Consider the following 17,777-nt stretch of genomic DNA (forward strand, 5'->3'; position numbering starts at 1 on the left):
TCATCCTCCGGCAGCCGCGGAATGCTGCGCGGCCATCTCATCGTCCGCAGCACTGATGCGCAGGAACGCCGGTCGCGAGGTGATGCGCTCGGAATAGCGAACGAAGACGTCCTTTTTGGGCACGATGCCGAACATCATCGTCCAGCTGAACGCGACGCCCCACAGGATATCAGCGGCGGTCATCCGCTCGCCGAGCAGATACGTCCCATTCGAAAGCTGCGCTTCGAGCGCACCCAGCATGGTGTCGTAATCGGCATAGGGCGACTGCGTGATCGGCGCGGGCTCGCGCTGCATGAATTTATCGATCAGGGCCGGCTCGAAGGAGGAGCCGTAATAGGCAATCCAGCGCAAGTAAGGACCGCGCAGCGGATCGTTCAGCGCGGGTGTAAGCCCGGCCTGCGGAAACAAATCGGCGAGATAGATGTAGATGGCCACCTGCTCGGTCACGAGCGCTTCACCATGCCTGACGGCCGGCACCTTGCCGAGTGGATTGATGGCGAGGTACGCCGGCTGCCGCTGCTCGCCGGCCTTCATGTTGAGGACGTGAAGGTCATAGGGCGCTCCGAGCTCCTCCAGCAGCACCCGCGTGCCCATGGCCCGGCTTTGCGGCGAATAATACAGGGTGATGCGGTTCGGATCGGTCATCGCGGATCTCCATCTGGCCGGCTGGCGATAGCGCCCTTGTAATAAACCATACCTGACATCCTGTGTCAGGTATGGTTTAAGGACTCATGCGCGCGAGCAGAATGTTGTCGATCCTCACCACCCTCCAGGCCAAGGGGCAGGTCACCGCGCCCGAGCTTGCGGAGGCCTGCGAGGTCTCGGTGCGCACGATCTATCGCGACATCGACGCGCTCGCCGCGTCGGGCGTTCCTGTCTATGCCGACCGCGGCGCGGAGGGCGGCTACCGCCTGCTCGACGGCTATCGCGTGCGGCTGAACGGGCTCTCACAGAGCGAGGCGAGCGCGCTGTTCCTCGCAGGACTTCCTGGACCAGCAGCGGCGCTGGGGCTGGATGCGGCAATGATCGCCGCGCAGAACAAGCTGATGGCGGCCCTGCCGGCAAACCTGCGCGAGGACGCCGGCCGGATGCAGGAACGCTTCCATCTCGATGCTCCCGGTTGGTTCGGCGAGACGGAGGAGCCAGACCATCTGCGCACCATTGCCGGCGCCGCTCTGCGCGGGACACTCATCAAGATCCGATACCAGAGCTGGCGTGCCGAGAAGCAGCGCCGCGTCGCCCCGCTCGGCCTCGTGCTGAAAGGTGGCAGCTGGTATCTCGCAGGCCAAGTCGATGGCAGCGTACGCACCTATCGCATCGCGCGCGTGCTCGACTGCACGGCGCTCGACGATCGTTTCGATCGTCCAGCCGATTTCGACCTCGCCGCCTATTGGCAAGACGCGACACTACGACTAGAGGCGGAGATGCATCCGAATGTCGCGATCGTGCGGCTGTCGCCGCTCGGCGTGAAGATGCTCGATGCGTTGAGCCAGCCTTACGTCAAGGCGCGCACGCAGATCGACGGGGCCGAGGATGCGGACGGCTGGCGCATCGCCAGAGTGCCGACCGGCAAGACGTCATGGCATGCCGCCGCGGAATTATTGCGGTTCGGGTCCGAAGCTGAAGTGCTGGAGCCCGCCGATCTCCGCGAGAAAATGGCCGAGATGACCCAAGCGATGGCTGCGCGCTATCGCGCGGCGCGGAAAGCCTGATAGCGGCGCGTCTCGCCGCACTCGATGAAACAATCCTGAAACACGATTCTCCATCCTCCTTGTGAACGGAATCGCGCTTCACCTCGACCGAAAGGCAGGGACACAACAACGGCTTCGCGCCACACTGGAGAATGAAGATGTTTCGTAAGCTTGCACTTGGTCTGATCGCCGCCGGTTCGCTCGGCGCTGCTGCTCTCGCGCCCACCGCCGCTTCGGCTCACGGCTTCCACCACTATTGGGGCCCCGGCTGGGGCTTCGGCGGCATTTATGTCAACACCGGCGTCAACAACTGCTATCAGGAGCACGTCGTCCAGACCCGTCACGGCCTGCGCGTCCGCGTCGTGAATGTCTGCGGGTACACCGTCTACTGATTTTGTGCCTTCACGACAGGGCTCCGGTCGCATTGCGGCCGGAGCGTCTGGTTTCAAGTCTGGCGCGCACGCGATCCAAAAGAACGAGCTCTTCTCGTATCGACCGTGCGAGCCCCGCCAGCAGTGCAGTCGTCGATCCGGACGCACCGTCGTCCGTCATGGTTCGATGATGCGGTGGTGCTTCGGAAACGGGGGGCGAGCCAGCCTCCACATTCCAGATCGATCTTTTCGCCCGTTCGATCTCGATAATATCGCCAAGCGTGTCTATCACCCGTGAGCGGCTTCGATCCGCTGACGGCCTACTCCGTCCGTGACGGTTGCAGAGGGAGCCGGTATCGTTTGCCGTTGTTCGCCCATCCAGGCCGCACGCTGAGCCACGAACTCGTTACGCTGCGATACCCAGCTCTCGGCACGCGCAAGCCTCAGCGACGGACTAAAGAGGTATCCCTGACCGATGTCGCATCCCGCGCGACGAATCGCCGCCAACGTCTCTGCGGTCTCGACACCTTCGGCAACGACCTTCATGTTGAAGGCGCGCCCCAATCCGACCGATGCCTCGATGATCTTCATCATGTCTTCGTCGGCTTCACAGCCATGAACGAATGACCGATCGATTTTGAGCTCGCTGAACGGCAGCTTGGCCAGTGCAGCAAGCGAGGAATATCCGGTTCCGAAATCGTCGATGGCGGTACCGATGTTCTTGAGGCGCAGGCGCACCAGGATATCGGTCGCGAGGTCCACATCTGCCATAGCGGTGGTTTCTGTGATCTCCACGATCAGGGCATGCGCCGGCACCTGTTGTCGACGCAGGACATCTTCGATCCGCTCCGGCAGTGTCAGGTCGGACAATAGCGATCCAGACACGTTCACCGCGATCGTGAAATCGGGATATCGATCAATCAGCTTGCGCCCCTGCGACATCGCAGAGGCAAAGACGGCATCAGTCAGTTCCGGCATCAGGCCGTATTGCTCGGCGATCGGAATGAATGCCGTCGGAGAGATGTTACCGGGTTCACGCGTGCGCCAGCGCGCAAGCGCTTCCGCTCCAACAACCTTGCCGCTGCCCAGCTCGACTTTCGGCTGGAAATCGGCGACGAACTCGCCTTGCCGAATGCCGTCGACGATCCGCTCCGGAGAAACGACAATCGCCGCCGAAGGCACGTTCGCCGCGGCTCGCTTCGGCCGTGGCAAGAGCAGAGCATCTTTCAGCTCGTCCAGATTCAGTGGCTTGCTGAGCACTCCGACAACCGATAGCCCTAGCCCCTCTGCGACGCGTCTTGTCGATTTCAGGACGCGGCCGTCGCAACCGCTGATAACCACAATCGCCATATTCTGGAGCCCGCGGTCGGCGACGAATCGAAGCAGCTCGACGCCGTCACGTTCGCCGAGCGACAGATCGACGGTCATCACATCGAACGTCTCTCGCGACAGAACCGACTCGGCGAGCTCCAGCGAGGGCACGGTAAGACAATCATAACCGATCTTTGCGCCGATCTTTCCTGCGACGGTGCGCTGAACCAGATCGTCATCCACGACAAGCAACCGTCCCAGCGTTTCTTCCGTCTGGCGAGAAAATCCGCGCATTACGCAATCTCCATATCCGCGGCCAGCAAGACTGACCTGGCAAATTCGGCGGTCTCTTCGAACACTCGCTCGAGCCTCGCAGTCGCGCGTTCAAGCCGGTCAGGCATCATGCTCAAGGCGCTCTGCTCGATACTGAACGCCAGCTCGGACAGTTCAACGAAACCGAACGTTCCAGCGGAGCTTTTAATCGAATGCGCCTGCTGTCGGATGAACGCCGGATCGAGCGGTGCGGTACCAAGCACGCCGATCTTCTCCGCCGTGTCTTCGAGGAATGCTTTCAGCACCTCCGTTGCGTCCTCCGCCCCGAGTTCGGAGACCAACAAGCGAAGCGTGTCCTTTTCAAACGCTGGCCCGGACTTCATGCGATAAGCCTTCCCTTTTCGGCGATAGACATGCGCTGCATAGCTGCGCCGAGCTGATCGCGTGTCACCGGTTTTGTGACGAAGTCGTTCATGCCTGCAGCCAGACAGGCGAGCTCATCCTGGCGCGTGGCATTAGCCGTCAACGCGATGATGTGAACGTCGCGGGCAGGAGGCGGCAGCTGGCGGATCGCACGAGCTGCGGCGAGCCCATCCATGCCCGGCATCATCATGTCCATGAATACGAGGTCGTAAGCGTTCTCCTGCAGGGCAGCCACCGCTTTCAGGCCGTTGTCGACGAGATCTGGCTTCACGCCCATTCTCTCGAGGAGCTTACGGATCACGAATTGATTGGTGAGATTGTCTTCGGCAACCAGCACACGAAGCGACTCGATGTCCGTGGTGCTTGCCGAGCACCCACAATCTGATCGGACGGCCGAGGCCGCCTCGACATCGTTGGCGGCCGCGACCTCGACAGAGAACGAGAAGACGCTTCCCACGCCGGGAACGCTCTGGACCGAGATCTCGCCCTCCATGCAAGTCACGAGGCGCTTGCAGATCGCGAGCCCTAGCCCCGTGCCGCCGAAGCGACGCGAGATCGAACTATCGAGTTGCGAGAACTCACGGAACAATAGTCCGATCGCGTCCTCGGGAATCCCAACACCGGTATCACGAACGCTGAATGTCAACTTTGACCGCCCCTTACCTAAGGGGTCCGAGTGCACCATCACTTCAACCCCGCCGGCTTCGGTGAACTTGATGGCGTTCCCAACCAGATTGAACAGCACCTGCCGAATACGCGCTGGGTCGCCCACAATCATGGGTGGCACCAATTCGTCGATCGTGCAGGTCAGGCGGAGCCCCTTTTCCTTGGCGCGCAAGGCCAGCAGATCCACAACCGCGGAAACAGACTTGCGAACGTCAAACTCGATCCGTTCCAGCTCAAGCCGATCGGCATCAAGCTTGGAGAAGTCGAGGACGTCGTTGAGAATCTGCAGCAGATAGTCAGCCGAATCCCGCAAGGTCGACGCGATCTGCTTCTGGTCACGATCCAGACAGCTGGACAGCAGGATGTCCGCCATGCCGATGACGCCGTTCATGGGCGTACGAATTTCGTGGCTCATCATGGCCAGAAATTCGGACCGCGCGCGCGAACCGGCTTCCGCAGCGTCACGAGATTTCGCAAGACCGGCCTGGTAGCGCATGATCAGGATAGTGACGAGACAGATCACCAAGCTCAGCACGCAGCCAGCGATGACGTCCTTGTCGCGCTCACGACGGTAATTCAGGAAGATTTCGGCCGTCGCCTGACCGATCACGACGGCGAGCGGATATCCGTCGACCTTGCGGAACGACAACAACCGCTCGACCCCGTCAGCTCGGCTGCTTCCGACATACGAGCCGCTTGGACGCTGCGCGAGAAGACCCAGCAACGGCCCTCCGCTGATCGACAAGCCGATAGCGGATGGCCCGCCCGCGCCGCGGGCACGCACGATGCCATCGAGACCAACAAGAGATGCCGAGCCGTCTTTCCCGATATCGATCGAGTTGTAGAAGCGGGATAGATAGTCCGGATCAAGCGAGACGACGACGACACCGTCGAAGCTACCATCTTTCGCGGTGATCCGGCGGGTCAGTTGGATCGACCATTTATTCGAAACCCGCCCGAAGATCGGCTTGCTGATGAACAGGAAATCCTCCCGGCCCTCGGCATGAACGCGGAAGTGCTCCCGATCGTGCAAATCCAGTCCTTTGAGGCCGGGATCGATGTTGCTGGTGCGCATGATCCCGTTCTTGTCGATCAGGACGACCTGGAACGAAAAATCAGTCAAAAATTGGCTGTTCTTGGTCCACAGCGAAAAATCAAAATTCTCCGGATCCCGCTCGTAAGAATCTCTGACATAGAGGAGAGTTTGGTCAGCAGCGCGGATCGAGCGAATGATCTGCTCCTCGAAGGCGCGCGCTAGGTTCGAGCCATTCTGCAGGGCAGCACGCTCGGTACGCGATCGATCTGCGTCCATGTTGTAAAGGATTCCCAACCAGACGAGCGCAATTGCGGCGACGCCGGAGAGCGCACTGCCATAGCGCCCGACTTGCCGCCCGAACTGCTCGAGTGCCTTGAAGTACAAGCGTTGTGCTGTCGGATTTGCGTTCGGCATATCTCCTCCTTGAAGAGATGCTAGGAAATCCGACTAGACTTGTAGTGAAGAGCTTTCGCTAAAGTTCGAGCGGCTCTGCAAGAGACCAGTAACCAGTCGCGACGCGCCTGCGACGCTCGCTTCAACCCGCTGATATGGATGAGCTTTTATTTTCGAATGTGGGGCGCAGCGCCGGCGCGGTATCGGAGTGCGCGCGACGACAGGAATTCGCACTTAGCGTGGCGTGAAGCTGCCTATCGAAAAAGAGCAGATGCCCGCCCGCGGTATCCGCGCTGATACGGAGATGGCATTGCTGCAACGTGAGATCAGTTGCCTGTCTGTCGATGTCGGCGAAACCAGGACCAGGTCTCGCGCGTCGTTCTGATATAGCCGCGGCCGCGATAGACGATCTCGCCATCGATAATGCCGTTCAGCTTTGGGAGCGCATGAAATGGGATCGAGGGGTAGGCATGGTGCTCGACATGATAGGGCATGTTCCACGCAATCCATTTGACGACCGCGCCAGTATAGGTGGTGCGAGTGTTCTGGAACGCGCTACGGGTCCGCTCGCAGCCCGTGTGCTCGGCATAGAGATAGGGCCGCAGGAAGAACTGCCCGATGATGAACGGCACGATCCAGACCCACAGCAGCAGGGGGGAGGAACACCAAAGCGAGAGTGCGAGAAGCAAGGTATAGAGCGCGACATAGATCCGCGCTTCGGTCACGATGGTGGCGCGCTTGTTCTCGGGAATCCAGGCTACGACGACCTTGCCGGTAACGGCATGGCCGAGCATCAGGCGGAGACGGCCGGCGACCTGCAATAATCCGCTATAGGCGATCGCAAGCTGTGTGTCGGATTTTGGCTTCACGCCGACGATTAGCTCCGGGTCCTTGTCGGGATCCTGCGTGTAGCGATGATGATCCCAATGGAACAGGCCGTAATATTCGTACGGAAGACCGATCACGAAGCCCGAGAGGTAGCCGACCGCGAGATTGAGGCTACGGCTTTCAAACGCGGTCTTGTGCGCGGTCTCATGCACGGCCATGAACAGGAAGGCGACGAGATAGCCCTGCATCGCCATCAGCGGCGGCGCCCAGAGCACGCCATAGCGCGAAGACACCAACCAGATCACCGTCCCGACCAGCACGATCATTCCGTAATGACCCAGGCTCTGCACAACGCCCCTCAAGTTCGAACGCCCCGATAATTCGCGCAACATGGCCAGGCTTAGCGGCTTCAGGCGTTGGCCGGATTCCGAAACGATCGCGTCGGTCATGGTTGGATGTCTGCCTTACTTGCTGAGAAGCGCTGCGATCTCGGCCTTGAGGAACGCCTGATCGCGCGGATTGTTGACGGGGTTGCCGGCGCGATGACCGTGCAGCGACCGGATCGGATGCAGCACGGCGGATTTCGCGTTGACCAGCCTGCCGAGTTCGTCCTCGTTGTCGCGGACATCGAAATAGCGATCGGTAGCGCCCGGCATCAGCAGCATGTGTGCCTTGATCGCCCCGAGCGCGCGCCCGAGATCGCCCCCGAAGGCGTCGCAACGGCTGATATCGCCGCGCTGCCAGATTCCGACCTGCGCCAGCAGATCGTTGGCGTCGCGCCGTGCGAACGCCCCGTCCCAGGCGCGGACGAGATAGTCCTCCAGCGAGGTGAAGCCCGCCTCTCGCCAAAGTTCGTCGCGATAAAAGCCGTGCGACATCGCCCAACCGGCATAGACGCGGCCCATCGCGCGATAGCCGGCGACAGGCTTCTCGACGAAGCGGCCGCCGCGAAAGGCGGGATCACCCGATAGCGCGGCCTTCACGCTCTCAAGGAAGACATGGTTGTAGGGCGCACAGCGCGCGCTGCCGCAGACGACCGCCGCACGCTCGACCATCTCCGGGTGCAGGGCGGCCCAGTGATAGGCCTGCATGCCGCCCATCGACCAGCCATAGACCAGCGCGAGCTTTTTGATGCCGAAGCGTTCGGCGAGCAGCCGATGCTGAATCGCAATGGCGTCGTGATAGGTGACGTCCGGAAACGGCGCATCGCCGGAGTTCGACGGAGAGGACGACAAGCCATTGCCGAACAGGTTCGGGATGATGATGAAGTAGCGCGAGGGATCGAGCACGGCATCGGACCCGATCAGCCATTCAATGTCAGAGTGTTGGGCGCTGAACGAAGTCGGATAGAGGATGACGTTGTCTTTGTCGGGGCTCAGAGTGCCGTAGGTCCGATAGACGAGCTTCATCGCGGGGAAGACCGCGCCGGATGCAAGCGTGACGTCGCCGGCCTCAAAGGTTTCGTAGTCGCGCCCGGTCATGTATCAAGCTCCCGCTCACGCGGCCGCGCAACGCGGCAGCCGCAACTACGATGCATCGATCGTGCCGGACCAGCAAACGCACCGTTGCGCCGCGTCTAATAACTGTACAATTAGTACATTTATTAAGCGAAGGCAACAGAGATTCTGGCTATCGCGCGGCTCAGGCGATGGCCGCGATGTATCGCTTCACCGACGCCGCGAAAGCAGCCTTTGCGCCCGAGGCGATGTTGCGGCCCCACCAGGCGCCATAGATGCGGTCGAAGGCTAGCGGCTCGACCGCCTCTGCGATCCGCCGCACCGCTGCGGCGTTGAGCGGCATGTAGTTCGGATAGGAGTACATGAAGCTGAGGAAGCGGCGGTCCATCGTCACTTGGGCGATATCGCCGGTGAGCAGTGCGCCCCTGCCTTCGGCGCCTCGCGCGTGGTGCAGCATGGTTGCGCCTGCGAAATGGCCCCCGGTGCGGAGCAGCAGGACATCGCCCGAGATGCGATGCTGATCGCCGGTCCAGTGCACGATCGACGGATGCGGATGCGTCACCCATTGGCGATCGTCGGCATGAAGATAGACCGGCACGCCGCCAAACGCCTCGCTCCAGTCGGCGAGGGCGCCATAATAATGCGGATGCGAGATCGCGATCGCTGTCAGGCCGCCAAGCGATTTGACATGCGCGATCGCCTGCGCCGTTGCCAGCGGAATGCAGTCCCACATCACGAATCCCCCGCCATCGGGAACCAGCAGTGCGCGCTGGCCGATCGCGAAGCTCGGCTCGAGCGCGATGCCGGTGAGGCCGAGATCGTTGCGCCAGATGAGACTGTGGCGCTCGGCCAGTGTCTCGCGGCTCAGGAACGTCTGCCCTTTCCAGTTCACATATTGCCGCTCGTCTTCGCAGATCGGACAGGATGCAGGCGGTTTTCCACTGTCCGGGAATTGCGCGCCGCAGGTTTCGCAGGTCCAGAGAGGCATGACTGTGATCCGGAATGAGACCGTCGCAGACTTGAAGTGGCATCGCGGTCCCGCAACCGCAAGTTCGCAGGAACCAAGGCGATTAGCACAGGTTACGTTCATGTCCATCCCGGCACAAATGGCCGGCCATCTCCGCCTGCGCGATATCACGGTCGATCGGCGGCATCACGTTCAGCGTCTCGATGACATCGCGCCTCTCCTCACCCCGTCTCTGGCCTCTCTACGCCGTCAACTTCTTCATGGCCGACATGCAGTCCGGCATCGGGCCGTTCGTCGGCGTGTTCCTTCAAGAGCGCGGCTGGGCCACCGGCTTGATCGGCACGGCGCTGACGATCGGCAATGTCGCGGGCATGCTGGTCACGACCCCGATCGGCGGCTTCATCGACTCCAGCCGCAACAAGCGGCTGTGGGTCGTCATTCCCGGCATCTGCGTGGTGCTGGCCTCTGCGATCATCCTGATCTCGCAGAATTTCTGGGCCGTGACGTTCTCGCAGGTGGCGCAATCGCTGGCGAGCGCCGCGATCGTGCCGGCGGTGACCGGCATCAGCCTCGGCATCGCCAAGCAGAAGGGCTTTAATGCACTGAATGGCCGCAACCAGGCCTTCAATCACGCCGGCAACATGGTCGGCGCGGCGCTGTCGGGTTATCTCGGCTTCAAATTCGGCTACGTCTCCGTGTTCGTGCTGGCGGCCGTGTTCGGCACCATCGCGATCGCCTGCGTGCTGATGATCCCCGCCAAAGCCATCGACGATCGTCAGGCGCGCGGCGGCAAGGAGGATGAGAGCAAGAATCCACCCGATGCCATGTCCGTCCTCCTGAAGCACAAGCCGCTGTTGGTGCTGGCGCTTGCGCTCGCCATCTTCCATCTCGGCAATGCAGCCATCGTCCCGCTCTACGGCCTCGCCGCCGTGGCGCAAGGACAAGCCAATGGCCCGAGCTTCGTTGCGACCACCGTCGTCATTGCACAGGGCGTCATGGTGGTGACGTCGCTGGTTGCAATGCAAGTTGCGGGAAAGCGCAACTACTGGCCGGTGATCCTGGTGTCCTTCATGTTTCTGCCGATCCGGGGGGTTCTGGCGTTTTTCGTCACGGGATGGTGGGGCGTCGTGCCCATGCAGGTGCTCGACGGCATCGGCACCGGATTGCAGACGGTCGCGGTCCCCGGCATGGTCGCGCGCTCGCTCGACGGCACCGGCCGCATCAATCTGGGCCAGGGCGCTGTCATCACCGTGCAGGGTGTCGGCGCGAGCCTGAGCCCCGCGCTCGGCGGCTGGATCGCGCAATGGATCGGCTACGGCCCGACCTTTCTGCTGCTCGGCAGCTTCGGCCTCGCATCGATGGCGCTGTGGCAGGTGTTCGGCGCACACGTGAAGAAGTACTGAGGCGAGGTCCTCAGGGAAACTCCACCACGATCTTGCCGAAATGCCCGCCCTGCTGCATCAGCCGCAGCGCCTCGGGCACGGCTTCGAAGTCGAACACGCGATCGATCACCGGCTTCATCGCATTGCGCCCGATCGCCGCGGTCATCGCCTCGAACATGCGACGGCTGCCGACGGAGAGGCCGATGACGTGCAGATTCTTGGAAAACAGGCTCGGAATCGCGATCTGCTGCGAGAAGCCCGAGAGTACGCCGATCACGAGAATGGTGCCGCCGACCCGCGCCGCCTCGAGCGATTGCCCGAACGTGTCCTTGCCGCCGACCTCGACGACATGATCGACGCCGCCGCCGGTCCACTCCGCCGCCGCATTGCCCCAGTCGGGGACCGCGCGATAGTTGATGGTGTGATCGGCGCCGAGTGCCTTTGCTCGCTCGAGCTTTTCGTCGCTCGACGACGTCACGATCACGCTCGCGCCGGCGAGTTTTGCGAATTGCAACGCGAAGATCGAGACCCCGCCGGTGCCCTGCACCAGCACGGTGTCGCCGGGCTGCACCTTCGCTTCCTCGAACAGCGCGCGCCAGGCGGTGAGGCCCGCACAGGGCAATGTCGCGGCTTCCTGGAATGAAAGGTGCGCTGGAATATGGCTGACGCCCTCAGCATCAAGCACCATCACCTCCTGCAACACGCCCGGCCGTGTGCCGCCGAGCGCGTAGCGGCGACTGGACGCCGAGACCTTTCCGTCGATCCAGGATTGGAAAAAGATTGGGGAAACGCGATCGCCGACTGCGACGCGGCCAACGCCCTCGCCGATGGCGCTCACCTCGCCTGCACCATCCGAGAACGGGATCAGTGGCAATCGAGAGACGCCGCCCTTGCCCTGGACCGTGAGCAGATCGCGATAGTTCAGTGACGCTGTGCGCATCCGCACCGCAACCTGACCTGGACCGGGCGCCGGCTCCGGCAAATCGACCAGTTCCATCCCCTCGATCGACCAGTCGCGCACGACCTGCCAGGCTTTCATGACGAATGCTCCGCCTCAGGTGCCAAAGCTTTTCTGGACCGCCTTGTCGAGCGTCTCGCCGCCCACGAATCGCTGGCGCAGCTCGCGCTTGAGCAGCTTGCCGCTCGGGTTCTTCGGCAGGCTATCCACAAAGATCACGCGCTTGGGCACCTTGAAATGCGCCATCTGGCCGGCGCAGTGCCGGATGACGGCGTCTTCGTCCAGCTTTTCGCCGGTCTTCACCACGACAATCGCGGTCACTGCCTCGATCCAGCGCGGATCGGGCAGGCCGACGACGGCGACTTCGGAGACCTCGGGGATGCGATACACCATCTCCTCGACTTCGCGGCTGGCGACATTCTCGCCGCCGGTCTTGATCATGTCCTTGACGCGATCGACCACCGTGATGTGGCCTTCGTCATCGACGGTGGCGAGGTCGCCGGAATGAAACCAGCCGCCGGTGAACGCGGCCGCAGTCTTGACGGGATCGTTGTAGTAGCCGGACAGCAGATGCGGGGAGCGATGCACGATCTCGCCGACCTCGCCCACGTTCACATCCTCCATCGACGTATTGACCACGCGCGTCTCGACATTGAGCACGGGCTTGCCGGCCGAGCCGGCCTTGCGGAGCTGGTCTTCGGGGCGGAGCACGGTGGCGAGCGGCGCGATCTCGGTCTGGCCGTAGAAATTCCAGAATTTGACGTTCGGCAGGCGACGCTGCAATTCGAGCAGCACCTCCACCGGCATGATCGAGGCGCCGTAATAACCCTTTTGCAGGGTCGACAGGTCAGTCTTGTCGAAATTCGGCGAGCGCAACATCGCAATCCAGATCGTCGGCGGTGCGAAGAACGAGGTGATCTTGTGCGCCTGGATCAGCGCCAGAATGTTGTCCGCAGTCGGCTTGCCCGTGATCACGCCGGAGGCGCCGAGATAAACTTGCGGCCCCAGGAACACATCGAGCTGGGCGCAGTGATAGAGCGGCAGCGCGTGCAGGAACTTGTCGTCGACGCTCATGCCGCCGTCGATGATGCAGCTGACATACTGCCACATCACCGCTTCGTGCGTCAGCATGGCGCCCTTGGGCAGCGATTCCGTCCCGCTGGTATAGACGATCTGCGCGAGATCGCGGCTGTCGACGGAGGCCTCGAGGAACGAACCGTCGGGGTTGAGGAGATCATCAAACGTTGTGAGACCCGCGGGCGCCGCGACCAGATCCTCGCCGGGCAGCCAGATCATCTTCTCGACCGCGCAATCTTTTGCGCTTGCGGCCCTCGCGGGATCGACGAAGTCGGGCCCAGTCGCGAGCAGCTTTGCGCCGGAACTCTTCAGGATGAAACTGATCTCGTCCGGGTTGAGCATGAAGTTGATCGGCACCAGCACGGCGCCGATCCGCGCCGCCGCGAAACGCAGCGCCGCAAAGGCGTGCGAATTGCGCGAGAGCACTGCGAGGCGATCGCCCTTCTTGACACCAAGGCTCAGCAGCCCGCGGCCAAGACGGTTACAGATTGCATCCATCTCGGCAAAGGTCCAGCTCACATGGCCGCAGCTCACCGCAAGCTTGTTCGGATCGCGGCCAGCCGAGCGGCGCAAGAGATCGCCGATGGAATGCTCGCGCGCTTTCGAAATGGTGGCTGCGATATCGCCGGTCATGTGTCCCTCCGTGTAATGGCTTTGTTTGTCCGATTTCTTGTTCGAAATCTTGCGTCTTGTGCCTCTAGCGCATGATCTTGTCGGAAAACCGCTTCACACTTTTCCGGATCATGCGGCGCTACCTGCGCCGGGCCGCCCGCGCGTGCTCCATGTACATGTGTTCAACCGATCGATCGAGCGAGGCGATCTTCTCGAACCCGCGGCGCCAGTCCTGCAAATGCCGGCGCGTCCACAGCACGCCCGTCTCACGGTCGCGGCGACGAATCGCATCGATGAGATGCCGGTGCGCCGCGACGAGACGCGGGCCGCCTTCGGAGACGCCCGTCACGATCATCTCGGTGGTCGGATAGAACAGCTGCGCGGCCGGCTCGCGCGCGAGCTGGAGCACGCGGTTCTGCGAGGCCTTTGCGACCAGCACGTGGAATTCGGCGTCGCATTCGGCAAGCGCCGCGGGATCGCCGACCACCGCCTCGCTGCGCGCGAGATTGTCGATGAGCTCGGCGAGATTCTCCTCGCTCGCGCACTCGACCGCGCCCTCGATGCTGGCGACCTCCAGCGTCATCGAGGCCTCGTAGAGCTCGCGAAACGTGACCTCGTGCAACACCAGCGCTCGACTGAGGCGGCTCGTCAGCTTGCTGTAGCGCGGCAGGCAGGCGTGCAGACGGCGCGAGGAATCGCGGCTGATCAGCCCGCCCTCCTCCAGCACGCGGATGCCCTCGCGAATGGTCGAACGATTGACGCCGAACTGCCGCACCAGATCGTGCTCGGTGCCAATGGGATCGCCGGGCTTGATACGGCCATTGACGATCTCACGTTCGATTGCGTCGGCGACCTTCTGATAGGCCGGCGCGACATCGATCGGACGGAAGAGCGGCGAGATGGGCACGACGGCTCCTAATGGCGATTGTCCGACAAGCTATAAAAGGCGCTAGAGAGCGCGTCAAATGGCTCTTTTAACCAAGCATGCGCAGTAAATTGACTCCAGCGGAGCTCGGCTCTAGCTTTGTCGGACAAAGGGACGGAACAGTCCCGCAAGAGGAAACTGTCCATGAGACCTATCGCGGCATTCGTGTCTGCGGGCTGGCTGCTGTCCGCTGAAGGTCGGTGGCTGTCTGATCCTGAAGTGACGCCACCGACGACGGGCCTGCATCGCGGCTGCAGGTCCGCTAGCGCCGCCGCAGGTCCGACGGGCTATGCCCGAACTTCTTGCGAAACACGGTGCTGAAGTAGGACGAGCTGCTGAAACCCAGCTGATAGGCAACCTCGGTGATCGACAGGGATCGCAACTCGGAACGGGTCAAGACGTCGTAACAACGCTGAAGCCGGCGATCCAAGATCCATTCGGACACCGAGACATCAGTGAGCCGGAAGAGATAGTGCAGATGCCTGAGCGAGACGCCATTGCTCTTCGCGATCCTTTCCAGCGACAGATCCGCGTCGGTGAGGTGCGCCTCGATCCAGGCTTTGACCGAGCGCAGACGGGCCTGCTGCGCGGCCGCGTCCTCGGAGAATTCGTCCCGGTCGCCCATGTCGAGCGCAAGTGCCAGCACGTCCATCAGTTCACCGCCGAGCCGCGTCCGTGCGTTCTCGTCGAGCGATGCGCCTTCCTGCGCAAGGGTCGCACAGAACTCCGCGGCGATCCGGCCCAGGCCGCGGCTCGTCGTCATAGCGGTGATGACAGGCAGCCGCCCATCGCTGAAGCGCTCCGCGAACTCCGCGCGGGGAATTTCCAGGTAGAGCGAACGTACCTTGCCAATGCATTCGAGGTCATAGGCCTCGGAGGCCGAAAAGACCGTGCTCATTCCGGCGTTCGAACGCATGGTCTGGCCGGCCTGAAGAACGTTGATCCTGCCTTGCTGAACGAATTCGAGGTAGTAGCAATCCTTGTCGAGCTTTGCGATGTGCCGCTCGCGCCGAGATATGCGCTGCTCCGACAGCAGCACATCGGTCATTGTGATCGCGCCGAACTTCGCCTCGCGTATGAAGCCCTGGTAGTCGGACCGCCCTTCGGCATTGACGTCAACATGAACGTAGACGTCGCAAATGGCGCCTTGCCAAGCGGCAAAACGTTTGGACGGCTCAAGGTCGTCCGTCGAAAATATCAGGTCCATCGCGCGCCCATCCGTTACGAGGCCATGATGATGAACGTCGTTTGTGCGTCGCACAAGCCGGCCCGGCGGCGAAATTCTGGATGGCCACCGCCTGCACGCAAGACGGGTTTGCGCGGACAAGCAAAAGCTTTGCGCTCCAGAGCAAGCCGGGTCCAGGCATGTCGCCTATGAAGAACAAAAATCGGTCACCGAGATAGGCGGGAAACGTTCGCTTGCACCAGGACAGATCAGCTGCCGCACATTGCGCCGTGCCGCTTGAACGGCGGCGTCCGTGAGCGCGCCCTCGCTGATCACAACGCGGTTCACGCAGCCGATCAAAACCATCGCCGACATCGAGGCGCTGGAACAGCGGCCTTACGACTCGCTCATCCCGGCCCGCAATCTGCATGATCTCTTTGCCGCCACGGCGCGCCTGCATCCCGACCGGCCTGCGCTGACGGTCCTGACCAAAGGCTCGCGCGAACCCGGCGACATCACGCTTACGCATCGGCAGTTGATCGCGGAAATCATACGTGCGGCGAACCTGTTCCGATCACACGGCATCGACAGGAACGGCGGCACGGTCGCGTTTCTCTGTCCGATCCTGCCGCAGCTCTTCCCGGCCTTGCTCGGCGCCCAGATCGCCGGCGTCGCCAGCTCGATCAACTATCTCCTGAACGAAGATGCCATTGCGGATCTGCTCGACGCGCAGAACGCAACCGTTCTGGTCGTCGCCTCGGAAGCAGCCGATCGCGCGATCTGGACGAGGGCGGCCAATGTCGCGAGTCGCGTCCCGTCGCTGAAGACGATTTTCGTGATCGGCGCGAATGGCCGCCTGACCGGCGGCGCCGTGAGCTTCGATGAGGCGGTCGCGACGATGCGCGATACGCTGGACTTCGAGACCTCGCGGGATCGCGACACGGTCTGCGCACTGTTCCACACCGGCGGGACCACCGGACGGCCCAAACTCGTTCGCCTGACGCATGGCAACCAGATCCATGCCGCCTGGGCCTTTGCACAGGTTCACGGACTGGATGAGCAGGATGCCGCCATCAACGGCTTCCCGCTGTTTCACGTCGGCGGCACCATGACGGTGGGCCTGTCCATCTTGGCGGCTGGCGGCCACGTGATCATTCCGTCGCCCTACAGCCTCAGAAGTCCGGATGCGATCCGCGACTATTGGCATACGGTAGAGCGGTTTGGCGCGACCATTGTCAGCGGAGTGCCGACCTCGATCGCCGCCCTTGCGGAGGTGCCGATCGGATCCTCCGATGTCAGCTCCGTCCGCATGGCCCTCACCGGAGGGGCCGTGGCGCCGAAGGCCGTCAGCGAGAGGTTCCAGGCCCGGACCGGGATCAGACTGTTCGAGACCTACGGCATGACGGAAACCGCGGCGGCGATCGCGTTCAATCCCGGCCGCGGCGCGCCCGTGCAAGGCAGCGTCGGCTTCAGGGCGCCGTTTGCAAACACGAAGATCGTCGCGCTAACCGATGCGACCCTCGAGACGGAATGCCCGCCGCTCACCAGCGGCCTCGTCCTTGTCAGTGGACCGCAAGTGTTTCCCGGATATCTTGATCCCCGGCACAACAAGGGCGTGCTCACTGACGACCGTTGGATCGTCACAGGCGACGTTGGCTACCTCACGGCCGATCGACGGCTGGTGCTAACCGGCCGCGAGAAAGACCTGATCGTCCGCAGCGGCCACAACATCGACCCCGCCGCCATCGAGGATGTCGCGAATGCTTTCCCCGGTGTCCAGATGAGCTCAGCCGTCGGCATGCCGGACGCCTACGCGGGCGAGGTACCTATTCTCTTCGTCGTTCCGTCTCCCGGAAAAACCATCGACCTGCCGCAGCTGCGCGAGCACCTCGAACGTAACGTCAATGAGCCTCCCGCCAGACCAAAACGCGTCGTCCTGCTCGAAGCACTCCCCGTCACCGCGGTCGGCAAGATCTTCAAGCCCACGCTGCGGGACCTCGCCGTTCGAGAGAAGGTCAGGACCGAGATCGATCTCATCTTCGGCCCGGACACCGTTGCTGAGATTCTCGTCGACAAAGACGCCAGGTTAAATACGCTGGTCACCATCTCGATCGATTCCAACGACAGGGACCGGGTGCAGGCACTTACGGAAAGCCTGGCTTCGCTCCCACAGACCTATCGCATAGAGACTCGATCGTCATAACGGACCCGCAGAGGCCGGCGTCGAAGAAAGGCAATCAGG

Annotated in this window: 15 protein-coding genes; 4 read left to right on the top strand and 11 right to left on the bottom strand. The window is 62.3% G+C overall.

What is annotated here, in order from left to right; genetic code table 11:
• Positions 1–645, bottom strand: a complete 645-nt coding sequence (locus XH90_RS31995) for a glutathione S-transferase family protein (protein ID WP_194478209.1) — start codon at positions 643–645, stop codon at positions 1–3.
• Positions 646–731: 86 nt separating this feature from the next.
• Here XH90_RS31995 and XH90_RS32000 point away from each other — a divergent pair, with 86 nt between their 5' ends.
• Both XH90_RS32000 and XH90_RS32005 read left to right on the top strand, forming a co-directional pair.
• Positions 732–1,712 (top strand): YafY family protein, encoded by a 981-nt coding sequence (locus XH90_RS32000; protein WP_194478210.1) that lies wholly within the window; start codon positions 732–734, stop codon positions 1,710–1,712.
• 137 nt (positions 1,713–1,849) lie between these two features.
• The gene (locus tag XH90_RS32005) at positions 1,850–2,083 is read left to right on the top strand and encodes a hypothetical protein (protein ID WP_194478211.1); all 234 of its coding nucleotides are present in this window, start codon (positions 1,850–1,852) and stop codon (positions 2,081–2,083) included.
• A 267-nt stretch (positions 2,084–2,350) separates the two neighbouring features.
• Here the strand turns inward: XH90_RS32005 and XH90_RS32010 are convergent, their stop codons facing one another.
• From XH90_RS32010 to XH90_RS32035, 6 genes are all read right to left on the bottom strand, one after another.
• Positions 2,351–3,667 (bottom strand): EAL domain-containing protein, encoded by a 1,317-nt coding sequence (locus XH90_RS32010; protein ID WP_194478212.1) that lies wholly within the window; start codon positions 3,665–3,667, stop codon positions 2,351–2,353.
• Positions 3,667–4,029, bottom strand: coding sequence for an Hpt domain-containing protein (locus tag XH90_RS32015; RefSeq protein WP_194478213.1), 363 nt, complete (start codon positions 4,027–4,029; stop codon positions 3,667–3,669). The genes XH90_RS32010 and XH90_RS32015 overlap by 1 nt, the downstream gene beginning before the upstream one ends.
• On the bottom strand, positions 4,026–6,185 hold the full coding sequence (locus XH90_RS32020; RefSeq protein ID WP_194478214.1) for a hybrid sensor histidine kinase/response regulator: 2,160 nt from the start codon (positions 6,183–6,185) through the stop codon (positions 4,026–4,028). The genes XH90_RS32015 and XH90_RS32020 overlap by 4 nt, the downstream gene beginning before the upstream one ends.
• 305 nt (positions 6,186–6,490) lie before the next feature.
• Positions 6,491–7,441 (bottom strand): fatty acid desaturase, encoded by a 951-nt coding sequence (locus tag XH90_RS32025; protein ID WP_194478215.1) that lies wholly within the window; start codon positions 7,439–7,441, stop codon positions 6,491–6,493.
• Positions 7,442–7,456: 15 nt separating this feature from the next.
• Positions 7,457–8,473: an alpha/beta fold hydrolase gene (locus tag XH90_RS32030; RefSeq protein ID WP_194478216.1), complete on the bottom strand. Its 1,017-nt coding sequence runs from the start codon at positions 8,471–8,473 to the stop codon at positions 7,457–7,459.
• A gap of 160 nt (positions 8,474–8,633) precedes the next feature.
• Positions 8,634–9,437, bottom strand: coding sequence for an MBL fold metallo-hydrolase (locus tag XH90_RS32035; RefSeq protein WP_194478217.1), 804 nt, complete (start codon positions 9,435–9,437; stop codon positions 8,634–8,636).
• 182 nt (positions 9,438–9,619) lie between these two features.
• On the opposite strand from XH90_RS32035, the gene XH90_RS32040 reads away from it, so the two are divergent.
• Positions 9,620–10,819: an MFS transporter gene (locus tag XH90_RS32040; protein ID WP_194478218.1), complete on the top strand. Its 1,200-nt coding sequence runs from the start codon at positions 9,620–9,622 to the stop codon at positions 10,817–10,819.
• A 10-nt stretch (positions 10,820–10,829) separates the two neighbouring features.
• Here the strand turns inward: XH90_RS32040 and XH90_RS32045 are convergent, their stop codons facing one another.
• From XH90_RS32045 to XH90_RS32060, 4 genes are all read right to left on the bottom strand, one after another.
• Positions 10,830–11,837 carry an NAD(P)-dependent alcohol dehydrogenase gene (locus XH90_RS32045; RefSeq protein ID WP_194478219.1) on the bottom strand — a complete coding sequence of 336 codons (1,008 nt, stop codon included), beginning with the start codon at positions 11,835–11,837 and terminating at the stop codon, positions 10,830–10,832.
• A 15-nt stretch (positions 11,838–11,852) separates the two neighbouring features.
• Entirely contained in the window at positions 11,853–13,466 is a 1,614-nt protein-coding gene (locus XH90_RS32050) for an acyl-CoA synthetase (protein ID WP_194478220.1), read from the bottom strand.
• A gap of 118 nt (positions 13,467–13,584) precedes the next feature.
• A complete protein-coding gene (locus XH90_RS32055) occupies positions 13,585–14,352 on the bottom strand; it encodes a FadR/GntR family transcriptional regulator (RefSeq protein WP_194478221.1) in 768 nt (255 codons plus the stop codon).
• Positions 14,353–14,632: 280 nt separating this feature from the next.
• Positions 14,633–15,577, bottom strand: a complete 945-nt coding sequence (locus tag XH90_RS32060; protein ID WP_194478222.1) for a helix-turn-helix domain-containing protein — start codon at positions 15,575–15,577, stop codon at positions 14,633–14,635.
• Between the two features lie 271 nt (positions 15,578–15,848).
• Here XH90_RS32060 and XH90_RS32065 point away from each other — a divergent pair, with 271 nt between their 5' ends.
• Entirely contained in the window at positions 15,849–17,738 is a 1,890-nt protein-coding gene (locus XH90_RS32065; RefSeq protein ID WP_246755649.1) for an AMP-binding protein, read from the top strand.
• The last annotated feature ends 39 nt before the right edge of the window (positions 17,739–17,777 follow it).

This window comes from Bradyrhizobium sp. CCBAU 53338 (assembly GCF_015291665.1).
Taxonomy (GTDB): Bacteria; Pseudomonadota; Alphaproteobacteria; order Rhizobiales; family Xanthobacteraceae; genus Bradyrhizobium.